The organism is Flavobacterium celericrescens, assembly GCF_011392075.1.
Taxonomy (GTDB): domain Bacteria; phylum Bacteroidota; class Bacteroidia; order Flavobacteriales; family Flavobacteriaceae; genus Flavobacterium; species Flavobacterium celericrescens.
The window spans coordinates 199,906-214,177 of the sequence record NZ_JAAJBV010000002.1; the positions used below are offsets into that span (position 1 = coordinate 199,906).

Here is a 14,272-nt window from a genome sequence, read left to right on the forward strand (position 1 = left end):
TTTTTGAATACTTTCTGGCTTCATAAAAAAACTAATTTCCCCAAATATACTAATTCCATGATATCAACATCAGAATGTTTTTAACTAATTAGCTAATACACTATATTTTTTCTTTAAAGATTCTAATAAAACAATTCATTATCTTATTTTTGCCTCATGGGAAAAAAGAGAACAGAAAAAATCGTATTCGAAAACGTAAAAATCCTTGATGCAGGTGCAAAAGGTGTATCGGTAGCAAAAGCTCCTGATGGTAAAGTAATATTTCTTCCAAATGTAGTACCAGGCGATGTGGTAGACGTGCAAACCATGAAGAAAAGAAAAGCCTACTACGAAGGTAAAGCAATAAAATTTCATGAATTTTCTGAGCATAGAATTGAAACGGTTTGTGCCCATTTTGGCGCTTGTGGTGGTTGTAAATGGCAAAACATGAAGTACAGTCAACAATTGTTCTATAAAAATCAGGAAGTATATAACAACTTGAAACGTATTGGTAAAATTGAATTACCAGAATTCGAGCCGATTTTAGGTTCTGAAAAGCAATTATTCTACAGAAACAAAATGGAATTTGGCTTCTCGAATGCGCGTTGGATGACCGATGCCGAAATTCAATCGGGAACTGAATTTGACAATAAAAATGCGTTAGGCTTTCATATTCCAAGAATGTGGGATAAGATTTTAGATATTGAGAAATGTCATTTACAAGAAGATCCATCAAACGAGATTCGTAACGAAATTAAGCGATTTGCAAACGAAAACAACCTAACGTTCTTCAATGCAAGAGCTGTGGAAGGTTTGTTGCGAACATTGATGATTCGTACTGCTTCAACGGGTGAAATCATGGTATTGATTCAGTTTTATGAAAACGATAAAAACGGTATCGAATTGATGATGAACTTCTTAGCGGAACGTTTTCCTCAAATTACGTCGTTACAATATGTAATCAATCAGAAATTGAATGACACGTTGTATGACCAAGACATTATTTTGTTCAAAGGTCGTGATTATATTTTGGAAGAAATGGAAGGTTTACATTTTAGTATTAATGCAAAATCGTTCTATCAAACCAATTCGGACCAAGCGTATGAATTGTATAAAATTACTAGAGAATTTGCAGGTTTAACTGGAAATGAAACGGTTTACGATTTATATACTGGAACCGGAACTATCGCGCAATTCGTTTCTAAAAAAGCGAAAAAAGTAATTGGCGTAGAAGCTGTTCCAGAAGCGATTATAGATGCAAAAGCAAATGCGGAACGCAATAACATTACGAATTGTGAGTTTTATGTTGGGGATATGAAAAACGTTTTCAACGACGAATTCATTAACCAACACGGGCAACCTGATGTTATCATCACCGATCCACCAAGAGATGGAATGCACAAAGATGTGGTAGAAATGTTATTAAAAACTGACGTACCAAAGATTGTATATGTAAGCTGTAATTCAGCAACACAAGCGCGTGATTTGGCTTTGATGGACGAAAAATACAAAGTAGTTCGTGTGCGTCCAGTGGATATGTTCCCGCAAACGCATCATGTGGAAAACGTGATTCTTTTAGAAAAAAGATAAATATGAAAAAAATAGCTTTTATAACCTTGTCCTTGCTTTTAGCGGTTTCATTTTGGAATTGCGAAAAAGACGACATTTGTGCCGAAGGAACTGCTGTAACTCCAAGAGTAATCATTGAGTTTTATGATGCTACTGCAACTACTACATTAAAAAACGTAACTAGTTTAGGCGTTATTGAACCTACATTTGCTACTGGTTTTGCTTTTACAGCTGTAAGTAAAATTCAAGTTCCTTTGCGAACCAATGCAACCACCACCACTTTGAATTTTATTCAAAACGGAAGCGACACTGATACTTCAAATGATAACATTGACGCTATTACATTTAACTATGCAACTAGCGATGTATACATTTCACGAGCTTGTGGATATAAAACTTTATTTTATTTGGACCCTACAACACCTGTGAGTTTAACCACTGATAGCAACAATTGGATTCAAAACATTGTAGTGACCCAACCTGATATTGAAAACGAAAATGAAGTACATGTTAAAATATATTTTTAGTCTCACATTAGGATGCGTTTCGTTTGTTGGAACTGCACAAGTAAAAGACACTGCCAAGGTAGTTTATCCAGAGCGTTATGGTTTGCGATTAGGAGTAGATTTACATCGTTTAGCCAGAACTTTTTATGAAACAGACTACAGAGGATTAGAATTGGTAGGAGATTACCGTTTAACCCGTCGTTTTTATATTGCTGGAGAACTTGGCAATGAAGACAAAACTGTAGACGATGACCGTTTGAACTTTACTACAAAAGGCACCTATTTTAAAGCAGGTTTTGATTACAACTCGTTTGAAAACTGGCTCGACATGGAAAACATGATTTATGTAGGAATGCGTTATGGGGTAAGCAGTTTTAGCCAAACCCTAAACAGTTATAAAATTTATGACCCTACCAATTATTATGGGGAAACCGTTATAACCTCTGGAGAAAAATTTAATGGCTTAACCGCGAGCTGGATAGAAGTTATAGGAGGAATCAAAGCCGAGTTGTTTAACAACTTATATTTAGGTTTTTCGTTGCGATTAAACTATTTGGTGTCTGATAAAAAGCCTGCCAACTTTGACAACTTATACATCCCAGGTTTTAACCGTACCTACGACGGGAAATTTGGCGCCGGATTGAACTACACTGTGAGCTATTTTATACCCATTTACAAGAAAAACAAACCCATAGCGGAGAAAAAATAAAACCAAGCGTTACGAAAGTAACGCTTTTTTTATACCCAAACTTTAACAAAATGTACAGAAAATCTGTAATGCCATTTGTAGGAGTTTGGATATATTTGTTTGATAACTTGATGGTATTTAATAGTTAGCAGTAATAATAAACCCGACCTTATAAAAATAGAAAAATATGATTACAGCATTAAGTAAAGATGGTAAGATAAAACGGAAAGTTATATATAATGAAGTAATTCTTATGATGGATAAATATGACTCTTTATCTTTTCACGCAAAAGACAATAACATTAATCTTGACACAAAAGTAAATTTCAATTTTAGTGATACAGGCGATAAATATGGAGCGAAAGGAAGTATATCAGATGATTATTCCGAAATCAATATAACTCTAATGAATTGGTATTCGACATCTAGAATTGAAAACACAGCCCCAGTTGAAGTAGAATTAAAATCTGGAGAAAAAATATGGCTTAAATATGGAACTTCAGCAGATGAAAAAAAAGACTTTAGAATGTTTCATTTAACAATTTGGGGGGAAACAAAACCATGAGTCGAGTAATTAAAAATATTGAAGAAAAGGGATCTTCAACTGAATCTAGCAAATTTGATCAATTTTTTGGGCAACACTTTAAAAGTTTAGTAGTTGGTATTTTAATACTTATACTCATAGCCGCATTCACAATAATCTATTGTGTAAAAACAACAGTTAGTGGAGAAGTGGTAACATTATTTTCAAGTGCTATTATGGGGCTGATTGGTTATTTTGCTGGTTCTAAGAATAATTAATATTAATGCTACTAATTGGGGTTGTACATGTGGGAGAGTGAGAATTTATCAGTAAGGATTTTGCATTTTTACTTCTATCCTATTTTCAAACTTTTCTTTCAAATTTTTCGATATATTTGTAAACATCAGTAATAAAAACCACACTTACAGAAAGCTAGCGGGTCGCTGGCAGGAATATTACTAAAAATCGTAAACCACAACATATGAAAAATAAAATTAGTGAAATTGATGGTACACCACATAAAAGATTTATTTTGTCAATTGTTTCTGATTATGATTTAAATCGGTCTATCAGTGAATTAATTGATAATGCTACAGACATTTGGATTAAAAACGATAGGACTAAAAAATTAAAAATAAAAATTAATTTTGACCAACACCAAAAAACAATTAAAATTGAAGATAATTCTGGCGGAGTAAAAGAAAGTGAACTAAATTTTTTAATCAGCCCTGGAGCATCTTCAAATACTCAAGATGATAATACAATCGGAATTTTTGGAGTTGGCACAAAAAGAGCTGTCATCGCTTTGTCACAAGATATAAAAATAACCACCCGATATCTGAAAAACAAAACTTATCGAATTGAGTTCGATGAGGATTGGCTGCAGAAAGAGGAAGAATGGCTTTTACCATATTACGAAGTCAACGAAATTGAACAAGGAAGCACAATAATTGATCTTCAAAAACTCCGCATAAGTATTGACGAGGATGATGTCTACAACTTAAAGAGTTTTATTTCATATACATATGCTAAATTTTTAGATAAATCAAACTTTGAAATATTAGTTGATGATATCAATATTAAAAGTAAAAAATATGAAAATTGGGCATACCCTAAAGGTTATGAGCCAAGAGATTATAGTGGTATATTAAATCTTACTTCGGGACGAAAAGTTAATGTTAATGTAATAGCAGGATTAACAACTGAATCAAGCCCCGCAAGTGGTGAATATGGTGTTTATTTTTATTGCAATGATAGATTAATCATAAAAGCTTTAAAAAGTCCTGAAGTTGGCTTTATAAAAGGTATTGCTGGTCAGCCACATCCAAGTTTATCTATTTCTAGGGTAATTGTTTCTTTAAATGGTGCCTCAATTGATATGCCTTGGAATAGTAGTAAATCAGATATAAATACAAATCATCCTGTATTCAAAGATTTACAAAAATGGTTATTAGAAATAGTAAAAAATTTTACATCTTTATCAAGAAGATTAGCAGGAGAATGGCCTGAAACAGTATTCAAATATAATACTGGTGAAATTTCAAAAATTAGTGTTCCTGACTTTAATTCAACTTCAAAATCCTATTTATTAAATTTACCAACTGTAAACGTAAAGTTTATTGATGTTGTGAAAAACAAAAATGCAAATGTGAGTAAATCTAAACCTTGGACTAAAGGGCTTTATGAAAGCATTATTGCTGTTGACTATATTTCAAAACAACGAATTGAAACTAAAAATAGAATTGCTTTATTAATGTTAGACAGTGCTTTAGAAATATCTTTTAAAGAGTTTTTAGTTAATGATGTAACATCAAAATACTATACTGATACCGATATTCAAAGAATATTTGCAAAAAGACATTTAGTGGTTGACGAAATAAAAAAATATGTGTCTAAAAAAGATATAACAGATATTGATTGGAAAAAAATAAAATATTACTACGATTTAAGAAGTAAATTGGTTCACGAAAGAGCAACTGTTGATATAACTGATAACCAACTTAAAGATCATAGAGAAATTACCGAAAAAGTTTTAAAAGTTTTATTTAAACTAAAATTCTAATAAAAAAACAGCTGCTAACGGACGTTACAAGAAAAGATTCCCACACTCCCACTCGAATCCATTAGCATGCGGCAACCTTATCTTTAAGAAATAAGTTTGAAAAGAAAACCAAATAAATCTCATTCTATTAAATAAATCTCAACACAAAATTTACATTTTAATTAACAATCTAAATGCCTCAGTACCAAAAATATTGAGTAGATTCGTATACTTAATTTGTAAAGTTATGAAACGTATACATAAAAACATTCCTGTAATGCTCTTACAACTAACTGTGATGAGCGCGCTAGTATTTACTAATTGTGAGGTTAAAGAAGAAACCAAAAACACTTCAAAGCAATTGTCCGCTGCTGATGCAAAAGCCAACCAAGACAAAAGAAAAAAATGGGAAGCTTCTCCAGATGGCATAAAATACAAAGAATGGCAGGCTTCTCCCGCTGGTAAAAAGATACAAGCCAGTCACGATAAAATAAGAAAGTACATTAAGGATTTTAGTGCTATGGAAGCGGTAGTAACTTCTGTCACTTTTCAACGCGAAAATGCAAAATCAGGACCAAAATGGCTCATCGTTAAAATCAATAACGAAGATTATATGATGCAATATAACCTGAAAGATTTTGAGCAATTAAAAAGCCTGAAAGTGAACGACAAAATAATTGTAAAAAGCCGTAGTGTAGGATATTCAAATAACCATCCCTATTTAATTGTATCAGGTGACTATATTGCAAAAAATAATAAAGTTATTTTTAAACGTGACTTTAGCAAAAATAAAGGCTGTTAAATCTTAGCTTCTCACTATTCAATTATTGGTTAATTATAAGTAAAAAATCATACCATCAGGATAAAAAAATAAAATCCCCTAGGGCTTTTATACAATTCCTGTACAGCATTTAGGTAATTCCCCTAGGGGATTTAATCAATTTCCCTAGGGGAATTATTTTATTAATCGGTATCAATGAAAAAAACACTTGTGAAATTTTAAAAACTATCCACCCATTCAAAACGAGTTTCTTAAATTTTCTGAATAAAGTAGTGTGAACAATGAAGAAACGGCAAATTATTTATCACTATTTAACTAAGCTCAAAAAGTTATTCAATATATTAGCAAAAAAATCCCGAGCTCACACTCGGGATTTTTTTTATTTTACTTCTTTAATGCCTTTGAGAAAAATCCATTTTACAAAGATTTTTTCACCATTGTGGGTTTTTATAGCTTGAAACTTTGGCGCTAACAGCAACGAAATCATAAAAGCCGTTACTGCAATCCACAACCCTTGTAAATGTGAATAATTCATCACTAATAAATAAGCCGGAATATAAAACACACTAAATCCTAAAAAATTATATAGGAACGATTTTACTTTTTTATTCATTGTATATGTTGTTTTGTTTGATTGTTGAATCGTTGAATTGTTGAAATGATTTTCACTTTTTACTTTTCACTTTTCACTTTTTACTTTTCTCCCAAATACTTTCCTTTCTTACTGCCTTCGTACATTTCGTATTTCACTAAGCGGGCTTCCAGTTTTCCATTGAAAAGCTTGATTTTTCTACTTGGTTTTAAGCCTACGAATTTCAATGCTTCTAAATTGGCTGTGATGAACCATGCGTTTGTATTGGTGTAATTTTGTTTTAAGGTATCTCCAATTTCTCTATAAAAACGCTCCATATCGATATCCAAACGTTCTCCATAAGGTGGATTAAACACCATGTGCAACGGTCCTTCAGTTTCTTTTTTAGAGTCGAAGAAATTTTCGTTACTTACGCTAACATATTCGTCTAAATTGGCATTTCGGATATTGTCTTTGGCTTTAGCTACAGCACTAGGAGCTTTGTCATAGCCTTTAATCGTATAATGAAATTCGCGTGTTTTCTTTAAAAGCGATTCCAGTATATTATCGAATAATTCTGCATCCCAATCTTTCCATTTTTCAAAACCAAACTCTTTACGGTTAATATTTGCCGGAACGTTGCAAGCAATCATAGCGGCTTCGGCTAAAATAGTTCCCGAACCACACATTGGATCTAAGAAATGACTTTTCCCTTCCCAACCCGATAAAATCAACATTCCTGCTGCTAAAACTTCGTTGATTGGCGCAATATTCGTAGCCGTTCTATAACCTCTATGATGCAATGAAGCGCCCGAAGAATCTAATGAAACGGTCACGTTATCTCTATCAATATGCACATGAATTTGCAAATCTGGAAAATCTTTATCGATACTTGGGCGTTTTCCATTCAAGTCTCTAAATTGATCTACAATCGCATCTTTGGTCTTCAATGCCACAAACTGACTGTGATTGAAGTTTTCAGAATGCAATGTAGTTTCAACTAAAAACGTATTGTGTTCAGTCAAATAATCCGACCAATCAATCGCTCTAATGCCTTCATACAACGCTTTATCGTTATGTGCTTTAAACGTTTTGATTGGTTTTAAGATTTTTAAAGCAGTACGAAGTGCCAAATTGGCTTTGTACATAAACCCTTTATCGCCTTTAAAACTCACCACACGTGTACCGATTTCCACTTGTTGCGCACCAAGAAGTTGTAATTCTTTAGCTAATATTTCTTCAAAACCAAAAAAGGTTTTGGCCGTCATTTTAAAATTTTCCATGCATCAATTTCAAATTCAATTGCAAAATTCAATTGCAATGTGAATAATTAAGGTATTCTTGTGCAAAAATACATTAAATTTGCTACTTCAAAGAAATGAAATCAGAATTAATGTCAGATAACAACAATAAACAACCCATAATAAACGAACCACAAACTACAAACTGGTTCGAATCTTGGTTTGATACCGAATATTATCACATTTTATACAAAGAACGCAACGACGAAGAAGCGCAATTATTAATGGATAATTTGACGCACTATTTGAATCTTCCCGAAGAAGCAAAAATATTAGATTTGGCTTGTGGAAAAGGACGTCATGCCATTTACTTAAATTCGTTAGGATTTGATGTAACAGGAGCTGATTTATCGGAAAATAGTATTGCCGAAGCATCAAAATTTACCAATGACAAATTACATTTTAAAGTACACGACATGCGTGAGCCTTTTGAAGAAAAGTATGATGCCATTTTTAATTTGTTCACGAGTTTTGGCTATTTTGATGATGATGCCGATAATTACAAAACTATCAAAGCGATTCATAATAGTTTAACCGAAACAGGTTTTGCCGTTATCGACTTTATGAATGTAGATTATGTGTTGGAAAATTTGGTACCCAATGAAATAAAAACGGTGGACGGCATTGATTTTCACATCAAACGCTACTTAAAAGACGGACATATTTATAAAGAAATTGATTTTGTAGATAAAGGTAAAACATTCCATTTTACCGAAAAAGTACAAGCCCTTCGCTTAGCCGATTTTGAGCAAATGATGGAAGAAGCTGGTATTTTCTTATTGGATATTTTTGGCGATTATAAATTGCGAAAATTCTACAAAACACAATCCGAACGTTTAATTATGATTTTTAAATAATGCAATATATCATCACCTTTTCAGCTGTTATTTTAGGGTTTTTAATCGCTTTGTTTTTAAAACCTCAAAAGAAAAAAAACATCAAATTATTGTTGGCGTTCAGTGGTGCATTTTTACTATCGCTTACTGTTTTACATTTACTTCCTGAATTATTTAGTGAAGGTCATAATCATGTTCATGAAGGTGAAGAAGTACATGCAACTTTGCCTGTTGGTGTATTTATTATGATTGGGATTTTGTTTCAAATTCTATTGGAATTTTTCTCAAAAGGAGCAGAACATGGTCATGTTCACGTGCATACAGACGCGCATAACGAATTGCATCACATTCCGTGGTTGTTGTTTGTTAGTTTGTGTATTCATGCTTTGTTAGAGGGTTTTCCAATTCATGACAACCAAAATTTAGCCTACGGAATTGCGGTACACCACTTCCCTATTGCTATTATTTTGACCTTGTTTTTTGTAAATGCGAAGATGAATAAAATGATGATATTTGCCTTCATGTTTTCATTTGCATTAATGACACCACTAGGTACGTTATTAGCGGAGCAAATGCATTTTGCCCAACATTATTCAAAGGAAATTTCGGCAATTGTAGTTGGTATATTATTTCATATTTCATCAACTATTATTTTTGAAAGTAACGAAGGTCACAAATTTAATTTGGCTAAAATTACGATGATTGTATTTGGTTTTGCCTTGGCATATCTTATTGAAATGGGGCATTCACATTAATCGTTGACCGATTCAAAACATTTGAAAATAACTTTGTAACTTTGATACATTACAACTTTGTAAACCAAAATAATGAACTTTACTAAAACCACCGAGCAAGCATCAAAATACGAACATTTAGAAAAAATGTCGGTTACTGATTTGTTGATCAATATTAATAACGAAGATAAAACGGTTCCATTAGCTGTAGAAAAAGCGTTGCCTCAAATTGAAAAATTAGTTTCTGAAGTGGTGACAAAAATGAAACAAGGCGGTCGTTTGTTTTATATTGGTGCAGGCACTTCTGGACGATTAGGTATTGTAGATGCTTCGGAATGTCCACCTACTTTTGGTGTTCCGTTTGATTTAGTTATCGGAATTATTGCGGGTGGTGATACTGCCATTAGAAAAGCAGTAGAATTTGCAGAAGACGACAAAGAACAAGCATGGAAAGACTTGCAACAATGGAATATTAATGAAAAAGATGTGGTGGTAGGTATCGCCGCTTCAGGAACTACGCCATACGTGATTGGTGGATTGGAAAAATCTAATCAAAACAACATCAGCACGGGAAGTATTAGTTGCAATGCCGAAAGTCCGTTATCAAAAACGGCAAAATTTCCAATTGATGTAGTGGTTGGTCCTGAATTTGTAACAGGAAGTTCTCGTATGAAAGCAGGTACAGCTCAGAAGTTAGTTTTAAACATGATTTCGACAGCAACCATGATTCAACTTGGAAAAGTAAAAGGCAACAAAATGGTAGACATGCAGCTGAGTAACACCAAATTAATTGATAGAGGCACACGAATGATTATGGAAGAAATTCCCGTTTCTTATGAAGAAGCCAATCAACTTTTAACGGCCCATGGAAGTGTTAGAAATGCTGTAGATTATTATAATTCAAACAATTAACCCTATGAAGAACATTTTTTTAGCAATCACAATATTGAGTTTGTCCTTCTCTTTTTCACAAGAATTGCAACTTGAAAAAGGCAAAATATTTTTAGAAGGTGAGCAATTATCTTCTTTTGAAACCAAAAAGTTAATGGCAACCAATTTAAAAGCTCAATACAAATTTAAAAAAGCCAAAAGTAAAGAATCGATTGGTGGTTTTTTATTAGGACTAGGTATCGGGGCTACAGCCGCTGATTTAGTAATGGGATTAACTTCGGATGTAAAGTATCCTACTCCAATTACTTATGCAGGTGTAGGTTTAATGGCTGTTTCGATTCCAATACTTTCTGGAAGAAAAAAAATGATTGAAGAAAGTATTGACATCTATAACCAAGGACTTAAAGAGGAAAAGAAAACACTAGGTGATAATTTTGAGTTAAATCTTGTAAACAATTCCAATGGTTTTGGAATCCAAATTAATTTCTAATGGCAACAGATAAGAAAGTTTTAATGAAAGGAATTCGTTATTTATCCGCTGCTTTGCCGTTGTTATTTATTGGGCCAGTAGTAATAAATAGTGCTTTTAAAAATGAGAAACATCCTTTATATCCCTTTATCTTAGGATTAGGTATTATAGCTGCATTAGGAGCTATGTTCTTAATTTATAAAGGAATTAACACTATGTTGAAGAGTTTATTTGATGGCGATAAAAATCAAAATTCATAATATGAAATCTATATCCGCACTATTACTTGTACTACTGCTTACTTCTTGCTACAATCAAGAACGCAATTGCAAAGATTTTAAAACCGGTAAATTTGCTTCAGCAACCGAAATTGAAGGTAAAAAATACACCAGTACTTTTGAACGAAACGACTCCATTCAAATCGAAACGTATGAAGGAAAAATTGATACTTTTAAAGTAAGATGGACAAATGATTGTGAATATATTATTCAAAATATGCATCCAAAAAACAGAGAAGAGAAGAAACCAATTCAAATGAAAATTTTGACAACTAGCTCAGATTCATATACTTTTGAATATTCTTTTATTGGTGATTCAAAAAAGCAACGCGGAACTGTAACAAAACTAGATTAATCAACGTATAATTCGATTTAAACACTAACATAAAACTCATGGAAGTATTATTTACATCAGATGCACTTATTGCCTTATTAACCTTAACTTTTTTAGAAATTATTCTTGGGATTGACAACATTGTATTCCTATCAATTGTTTCAGGTAAATTGAAAGCAGAAGACCAACCAAAAGCAAGACGCATTGGTCTTTTATTAGCTATGGCTTTTCGTATTATTTTATTATTTGGAATTACTTGGGTTTTAAGTTTACAAGATATTTTATTTCATTTAGATTTTGGCTTTTTTAGTGCTGGTGTAACCGGACAAAGTTTGATTATTTTTGGTGGTGGATTATTCTTACTATACAAATCTGTAACAGAAATTCACCACAAATTAGAGGGTGAAGAAGAATCAGAAAAAGGAAAAGCTAGCAATACTTTAACGGCAGCCATTACACAAATAGCATTATTAAATTTAGTTTTCTCATTTGATAGTATATTAACTGCAGTGGGGTTAATTAGTATGAAAGATCCCTCACAAGGTGGATTTGGCTATGAAGGGGCACTTATTATTATGATTTTGTCAATTATTATTTCAATTGTAATAATGATGATTTTTGCGGGGCCCGTTTCTAAGTTTGTTAATGAGCACCCAACTATTCAAATTCTTGGGCTTTCATTCTTAATTTTAATTGGGGTTATGCTTCTTGCGGAAGGATCGCATTTAGCGCATTTTAGATTCTTTGGAGAAACAGAAGTACATAGCATTCCAAAAGGATATTTATATTTCTCAATTTTCTTCTCATTGTTTGTAGAATTCTTAAACCTAAGAATGAAGAAAAGCAAAAATCCAGTTAAACTTCACAACAATAAAATTGTGGATGAAAAATTAAAAGATGAAGACATCATGAATTAATATTCATAAGCATTGATAAAAAAAGCTCCCAAATTTGGGAGCTTTTTTATTAGTCTTGGATATATGTTTTGTTTCCGTTTTTATTTATATAATACTTTCCGCCTCGTGGTCCTGTATATACTTTTTTACCTTTGTATTCTCCAGTTACTTTGTCGGCTACTTTTTTCTCTGCTGCCTTTGATGCCGCAGTTTCTTTCATATCTTCTTTTTCTTCAGCTACTGTTTTTTTAGTTTTCGATTTTGTAGTAGTTGCTTTTTCCTTTGTTTCTGTTTTTTTAGTATCTACTTTAGCTTTTGTTTCTTTTTTCTTAGCATCTACTTTAGCTTCGGTTTCCTTTTTCTTTGTAGTTGCTTTATCTTTTGTTTCTTTTGCAGTAGACTTTGCTTTTGACTTTGTTTCTTCTTTTGCTTCTTTTGTTTTTGATTTAGTTTCTTTAGCTTTTTTGTCTGCTTTTTCTTTTGTTTCTTTTTTAGCTTTTTCTACTTTTTCTGTAGTTTCTTTTTTAGTCTTAGCTTTTTTTGTTTTCGTTTCTTGAGCCATTGTACCTATCGAAAGGAACAATGCTAAAACCATTAGAAGGATTTTTTTCATGTTTGTCTCTTGTTTAAAAATTTAAAAATTATACTATTTTGTGAATTCTATTTACAGGTATCACAACTCCCTGTTTAAGTATTACCCTACTATCAGTAACACCCCAAATAGTAGTTTCAACCGCTTTTTTTGAAATATCATCTTCAAAGAAAATCTTAATTTTTACATGCTCTAAATTTCCTAACGATAAAGCTCTGTCTAAATCATTTTTCCTTTGAATAATTGCCTCTTTTTCTTCCAAAACATCAATTGCAGGAAAATTTAATGTGCTTATAGCTTCTTTGTCGATTAATTGAAATTCGTTATTCATTAGTTTAATTAGTTGGTTAGTTTCATAAAATTACTAAAAAAATAAAATATAAAAGCCTTTTTTCAGCTATATTATAATAGAATTTCACATTAAACTCATTTATCAAAATCTATACCATAAAAAAAGAGACTACCTTTTGAGTAATCTCTCTTTCAACTATTAAACGAAACATTTATTAGAATTTCATTCCAAAACCAATACCTAATAACCAAGGATTGATATCAACCTCTGCTGGCACTGTTAATCCTGGAGCTAAATTAGAAGCGTCTACTGTTACATCAGTACTTAAAAATAAGCGTTTTGCATCCACATTGATAAAATAAGTATCATCAATCATTAAATCAAAACCAACTTGAGCTGCATAACCTAATGCATTATCATATTTAACATCTGCAACAGCACCAGATTTTACGTTATAAAATAAAGTATAATTTAATCCCGCGCCAATGTATGGCTTGAATACTCCTTCTTTCTCAGTACAAAAATGATATTGAGCAGTTAATGTTGGAGGCAATAAATAAACACTTCCTAAATCTACATTTCCAGCAGCAGTATTAACCGCTTGAACATCGTGTTTTGTAGTTCCCAAAATTAATTCTGCAGCAATATTTTTTGTGAAAAAGTAAGTAAAATCTAATTCAGGAATTAATGCATTTGAAATCGCAACATCACCGCCAATCACACCTACTTTAGCGCTTTCAACTGGCACTACACCAACACCTCTTAATCTAACTTGCCATCTTTTAAAGTCATTTGTTTTTTCTTCTTTATCTTGTCCATTTACAAAATTTACAGTCAATAGGGACATAGCCATAATTGCAAAAAGTACTTTTCTCATTTTTTAATTAATTTAAAAATATAGTACAAATGTAAAAACCAATATTTCGATAAAAACTGATAAAAATCATAACTGAAAATTTATTTTTATAATAGATAATACTTAATAATTCTA

19 protein-coding genes are annotated in these 14,272 nt (G+C 32.1%); 14 read left to right on the forward strand and 5 right to left on the reverse strand.

Features of this window, described 5'->3' with window-relative positions:
• The first annotated feature begins 156 nt into the window (after positions 1-156).
• The 7 genes from rlmD to G4L40_RS03650 all read left to right on the forward strand — a co-directional run bounded on the left by rlmD (position 157) and on the right by G4L40_RS03650 (position 6,108).
• The gene (gene rlmD, locus G4L40_RS03620; RefSeq protein WP_166235798.1) at positions 157-1,569 is read left to right on the forward strand and encodes a 23S rRNA (uracil(1939)-C(5))-methyltransferase RlmD; all 1,413 of its coding nucleotides are present in this window, start codon (positions 157-159) and stop codon (positions 1,567-1,569) included.
• A gap of 2 nt (positions 1,570-1,571) precedes the next feature.
• Positions 1,572-2,075, forward strand: coding sequence for a DUF6452 family protein (locus G4L40_RS03625; protein WP_166235799.1), 504 nt, complete (start codon positions 1,572-1,574; stop codon positions 2,073-2,075).
• Positions 2,056-2,763, forward strand: a complete 708-nt coding sequence (locus tag G4L40_RS03630) for a DUF6048 family protein (RefSeq protein ID WP_166235800.1) — start codon at positions 2,056-2,058, stop codon at positions 2,761-2,763. The genes G4L40_RS03625 and G4L40_RS03630 overlap by 20 nt, the downstream gene beginning before the upstream one ends.
• A gap of 166 nt (positions 2,764-2,929) precedes the next feature.
• Complete coding sequence (locus G4L40_RS03635; protein WP_166235801.1) at positions 2,930-3,307, forward strand: DUF6864 domain-containing function; 378 nt, start codon at positions 2,930-2,932, stop codon at positions 3,305-3,307.
• Positions 3,304-3,543 carry a hypothetical protein gene (locus tag G4L40_RS03640; RefSeq protein WP_166235802.1) on the forward strand — a complete coding sequence of 80 codons (240 nt, stop codon included), beginning with the start codon at positions 3,304-3,306 and terminating at the stop codon, positions 3,541-3,543. Before G4L40_RS03635 ends, G4L40_RS03640 begins: the two co-directional genes overlap by 4 nt.
• Before the next feature lie 203 nt (positions 3,544-3,746).
• Complete coding sequence (locus tag G4L40_RS03645) at positions 3,747-5,327, forward strand: ATP-binding protein (RefSeq protein WP_166235803.1); 1,581 nt, start codon at positions 3,747-3,749, stop codon at positions 5,325-5,327.
• Positions 5,328-5,553: 226 nt separating this feature from the next.
• Positions 5,554-6,108 (forward strand): hypothetical protein, encoded by a 555-nt coding sequence (locus tag G4L40_RS03650; RefSeq protein WP_166235804.1) that lies wholly within the window; start codon positions 5,554-5,556, stop codon positions 6,106-6,108.
• Between the two features lie 358 nt (positions 6,109-6,466).
• Here G4L40_RS03650 and G4L40_RS03655 read toward each other — a convergent pair whose 3' ends face one another.
• Complete coding sequence (locus G4L40_RS03655) at positions 6,467-6,700, reverse strand: hypothetical protein (protein WP_166235805.1); 234 nt, start codon at positions 6,698-6,700, stop codon at positions 6,467-6,469.
• Positions 6,701-6,780: 80 nt separating this feature from the next.
• Complete coding sequence (locus G4L40_RS03660; RefSeq protein WP_166235806.1) at positions 6,781-7,941, reverse strand: THUMP domain-containing class I SAM-dependent RNA methyltransferase; 1,161 nt, start codon at positions 7,939-7,941, stop codon at positions 6,781-6,783.
• A gap of 110 nt (positions 7,942-8,051) precedes the next feature.
• Between G4L40_RS03660 and G4L40_RS03665 the strand changes: the two genes are divergently transcribed.
• The 7 genes from G4L40_RS03665 to G4L40_RS03695 all read left to right on the forward strand — a co-directional run bounded on the left by G4L40_RS03665 (position 8,052) and on the right by G4L40_RS03695 (position 12,418).
• The gene (locus G4L40_RS03665; protein WP_166236013.1) at positions 8,052-8,816 is read left to right on the forward strand and encodes an SAM-dependent methyltransferase; all 765 of its coding nucleotides are present in this window, start codon (positions 8,052-8,054) and stop codon (positions 8,814-8,816) included.
• The gene (locus G4L40_RS03670; RefSeq protein ID WP_166235807.1) at positions 8,816-9,550 is read left to right on the forward strand and encodes a ZIP family metal transporter; all 735 of its coding nucleotides are present in this window, start codon (positions 8,816-8,818) and stop codon (positions 9,548-9,550) included. Before G4L40_RS03665 ends, G4L40_RS03670 begins: the two co-directional genes overlap by 1 nt.
• Before the next feature lie 72 nt (positions 9,551-9,622).
• The gene (murQ, locus tag G4L40_RS03675; RefSeq protein WP_166235808.1) at positions 9,623-10,441 is read left to right on the forward strand and encodes an N-acetylmuramic acid 6-phosphate etherase; all 819 of its coding nucleotides are present in this window, start codon (positions 9,623-9,625) and stop codon (positions 10,439-10,441) included.
• A gap of 4 nt (positions 10,442-10,445) precedes the next feature.
• Positions 10,446-10,910: a hypothetical protein gene (locus G4L40_RS03680; RefSeq protein ID WP_166235809.1), complete on the forward strand. Its 465-nt coding sequence runs from the start codon at positions 10,446-10,448 to the stop codon at positions 10,908-10,910.
• Entirely contained in the window at positions 10,910-11,149 is a 240-nt protein-coding gene (locus G4L40_RS03685; RefSeq protein ID WP_166235810.1) for a DUF6095 family protein, read from the forward strand. The genes G4L40_RS03680 and G4L40_RS03685 overlap by 1 nt, the downstream gene beginning before the upstream one ends.
• A 1-nt stretch (position 11,150) precedes the next feature.
• Entirely contained in the window at positions 11,151-11,522 is a 372-nt protein-coding gene (locus tag G4L40_RS03690) for a DNA topoisomerase IV (protein WP_166235811.1), read from the forward strand.
• A 29-nt stretch (positions 11,523-11,551) separates the two neighbouring features.
• Positions 11,552-12,418: a TerC family protein gene (locus G4L40_RS03695; RefSeq protein WP_166236014.1), complete on the forward strand. Its 867-nt coding sequence runs from the start codon at positions 11,552-11,554 to the stop codon at positions 12,416-12,418.
• A 49-nt stretch (positions 12,419-12,467) separates the two neighbouring features.
• Here the strand turns inward: G4L40_RS03695 and G4L40_RS03700 are convergent, their stop codons facing one another.
• The 3 genes from G4L40_RS03700 to G4L40_RS03710 all read right to left on the reverse strand — a co-directional run bounded on the left by G4L40_RS03700 (position 12,468) and on the right by G4L40_RS03710 (position 14,158).
• On the reverse strand, positions 12,468-13,010 hold the full coding sequence (locus tag G4L40_RS03700; protein WP_166235812.1) for a hypothetical protein: 543 nt from the start codon (positions 13,008-13,010) through the stop codon (positions 12,468-12,470).
• Between the two features lie 28 nt (positions 13,011-13,038).
• Positions 13,039-13,320, reverse strand: a complete 282-nt coding sequence (locus tag G4L40_RS03705) for a hypothetical protein (RefSeq protein WP_166235813.1) — start codon at positions 13,318-13,320, stop codon at positions 13,039-13,041.
• Positions 13,321-13,495: 175 nt separating this feature from the next.
• Complete coding sequence (locus G4L40_RS03710) at positions 13,496-14,158, reverse strand: OmpW/AlkL family protein (protein WP_166235814.1); 663 nt, start codon at positions 14,156-14,158, stop codon at positions 13,496-13,498.
• Positions 14,159-14,272: the final 114 nt, after the last annotated feature.

Excerpts from the sequence above, each read along its gene's own strand:
- G4L40_RS03625 (WP_166235799.1), top strand. The coding sequence starts at position 1,572 with ATGAAAAAAATAGCTTTTATAACCTTGTCCTTGCTTTTAGCGGTTTCA.
- G4L40_RS03705 (WP_166235813.1), bottom strand. The coding sequence starts at position 13,320 with ATGAATAACGAATTTCAATTAATCGACAAAGAAGCTATAAGCACATTA.
- G4L40_RS03710 (WP_166235814.1), bottom strand. The coding sequence starts at position 14,158 with ATGAGAAAAGTACTTTTTGCAATTATGGCTATGTCCCTATTGACTGTA.
- G4L40_RS03665 (WP_166236013.1), top strand. The coding sequence starts at position 8,052 with ATGTCAGATAACAACAATAAACAACCCATAATAAACGAACCACAAACT.
- rlmD (WP_166235798.1), top strand. The coding sequence starts at position 157 with ATGGGAAAAAAGAGAACAGAAAAAATCGTATTCGAAAACGTAAAAATC.
- G4L40_RS03640 (WP_166235802.1), top strand. The coding sequence starts at position 3,304 with ATGAGTCGAGTAATTAAAAATATTGAAGAAAAGGGATCTTCAACTGAA.
- G4L40_RS03680 (WP_166235809.1), top strand. The coding sequence starts at position 10,446 with ATGAAGAACATTTTTTTAGCAATCACAATATTGAGTTTGTCCTTCTCT.
- G4L40_RS03700 (WP_166235812.1), bottom strand. The coding sequence starts at position 13,010 with ATGAAAAAAATCCTTCTAATGGTTTTAGCATTGTTCCTTTCGATAGGT.
- G4L40_RS03635 (WP_166235801.1), top strand. The coding sequence starts at position 2,930 with ATGATTACAGCATTAAGTAAAGATGGTAAGATAAAACGGAAAGTTATA.
- murQ (WP_166235808.1), top strand. The coding sequence starts at position 9,623 with ATGAACTTTACTAAAACCACCGAGCAAGCATCAAAATACGAACATTTA.
- G4L40_RS03645 (WP_166235803.1), top strand. The coding sequence starts at position 3,747 with ATGAAAAATAAAATTAGTGAAATTGATGGTACACCACATAAAAGATTT.
- G4L40_RS03690 (WP_166235811.1), top strand. The coding sequence starts at position 11,151 with ATGAAATCTATATCCGCACTATTACTTGTACTACTGCTTACTTCTTGC.
- G4L40_RS03655 (WP_166235805.1), bottom strand. The coding sequence starts at position 6,700 with ATGAATAAAAAAGTAAAATCGTTCCTATATAATTTTTTAGGATTTAGT.
- G4L40_RS03630 (WP_166235800.1), top strand. The coding sequence starts at position 2,056 with ATGTTAAAATATATTTTTAGTCTCACATTAGGATGCGTTTCGTTTGTT.
- G4L40_RS03660 (WP_166235806.1), bottom strand. The coding sequence starts at position 7,941 with ATGGAAAATTTTAAAATGACGGCCAAAACCTTTTTTGGTTTTGAAGAA.
- G4L40_RS03650 (WP_166235804.1), top strand. The coding sequence starts at position 5,554 with ATGAAACGTATACATAAAAACATTCCTGTAATGCTCTTACAACTAACT.
- G4L40_RS03670 (WP_166235807.1), top strand. The coding sequence starts at position 8,816 with ATGCAATATATCATCACCTTTTCAGCTGTTATTTTAGGGTTTTTAATC.
- G4L40_RS03685 (WP_166235810.1), top strand. The coding sequence starts at position 10,910 with ATGGCAACAGATAAGAAAGTTTTAATGAAAGGAATTCGTTATTTATCC.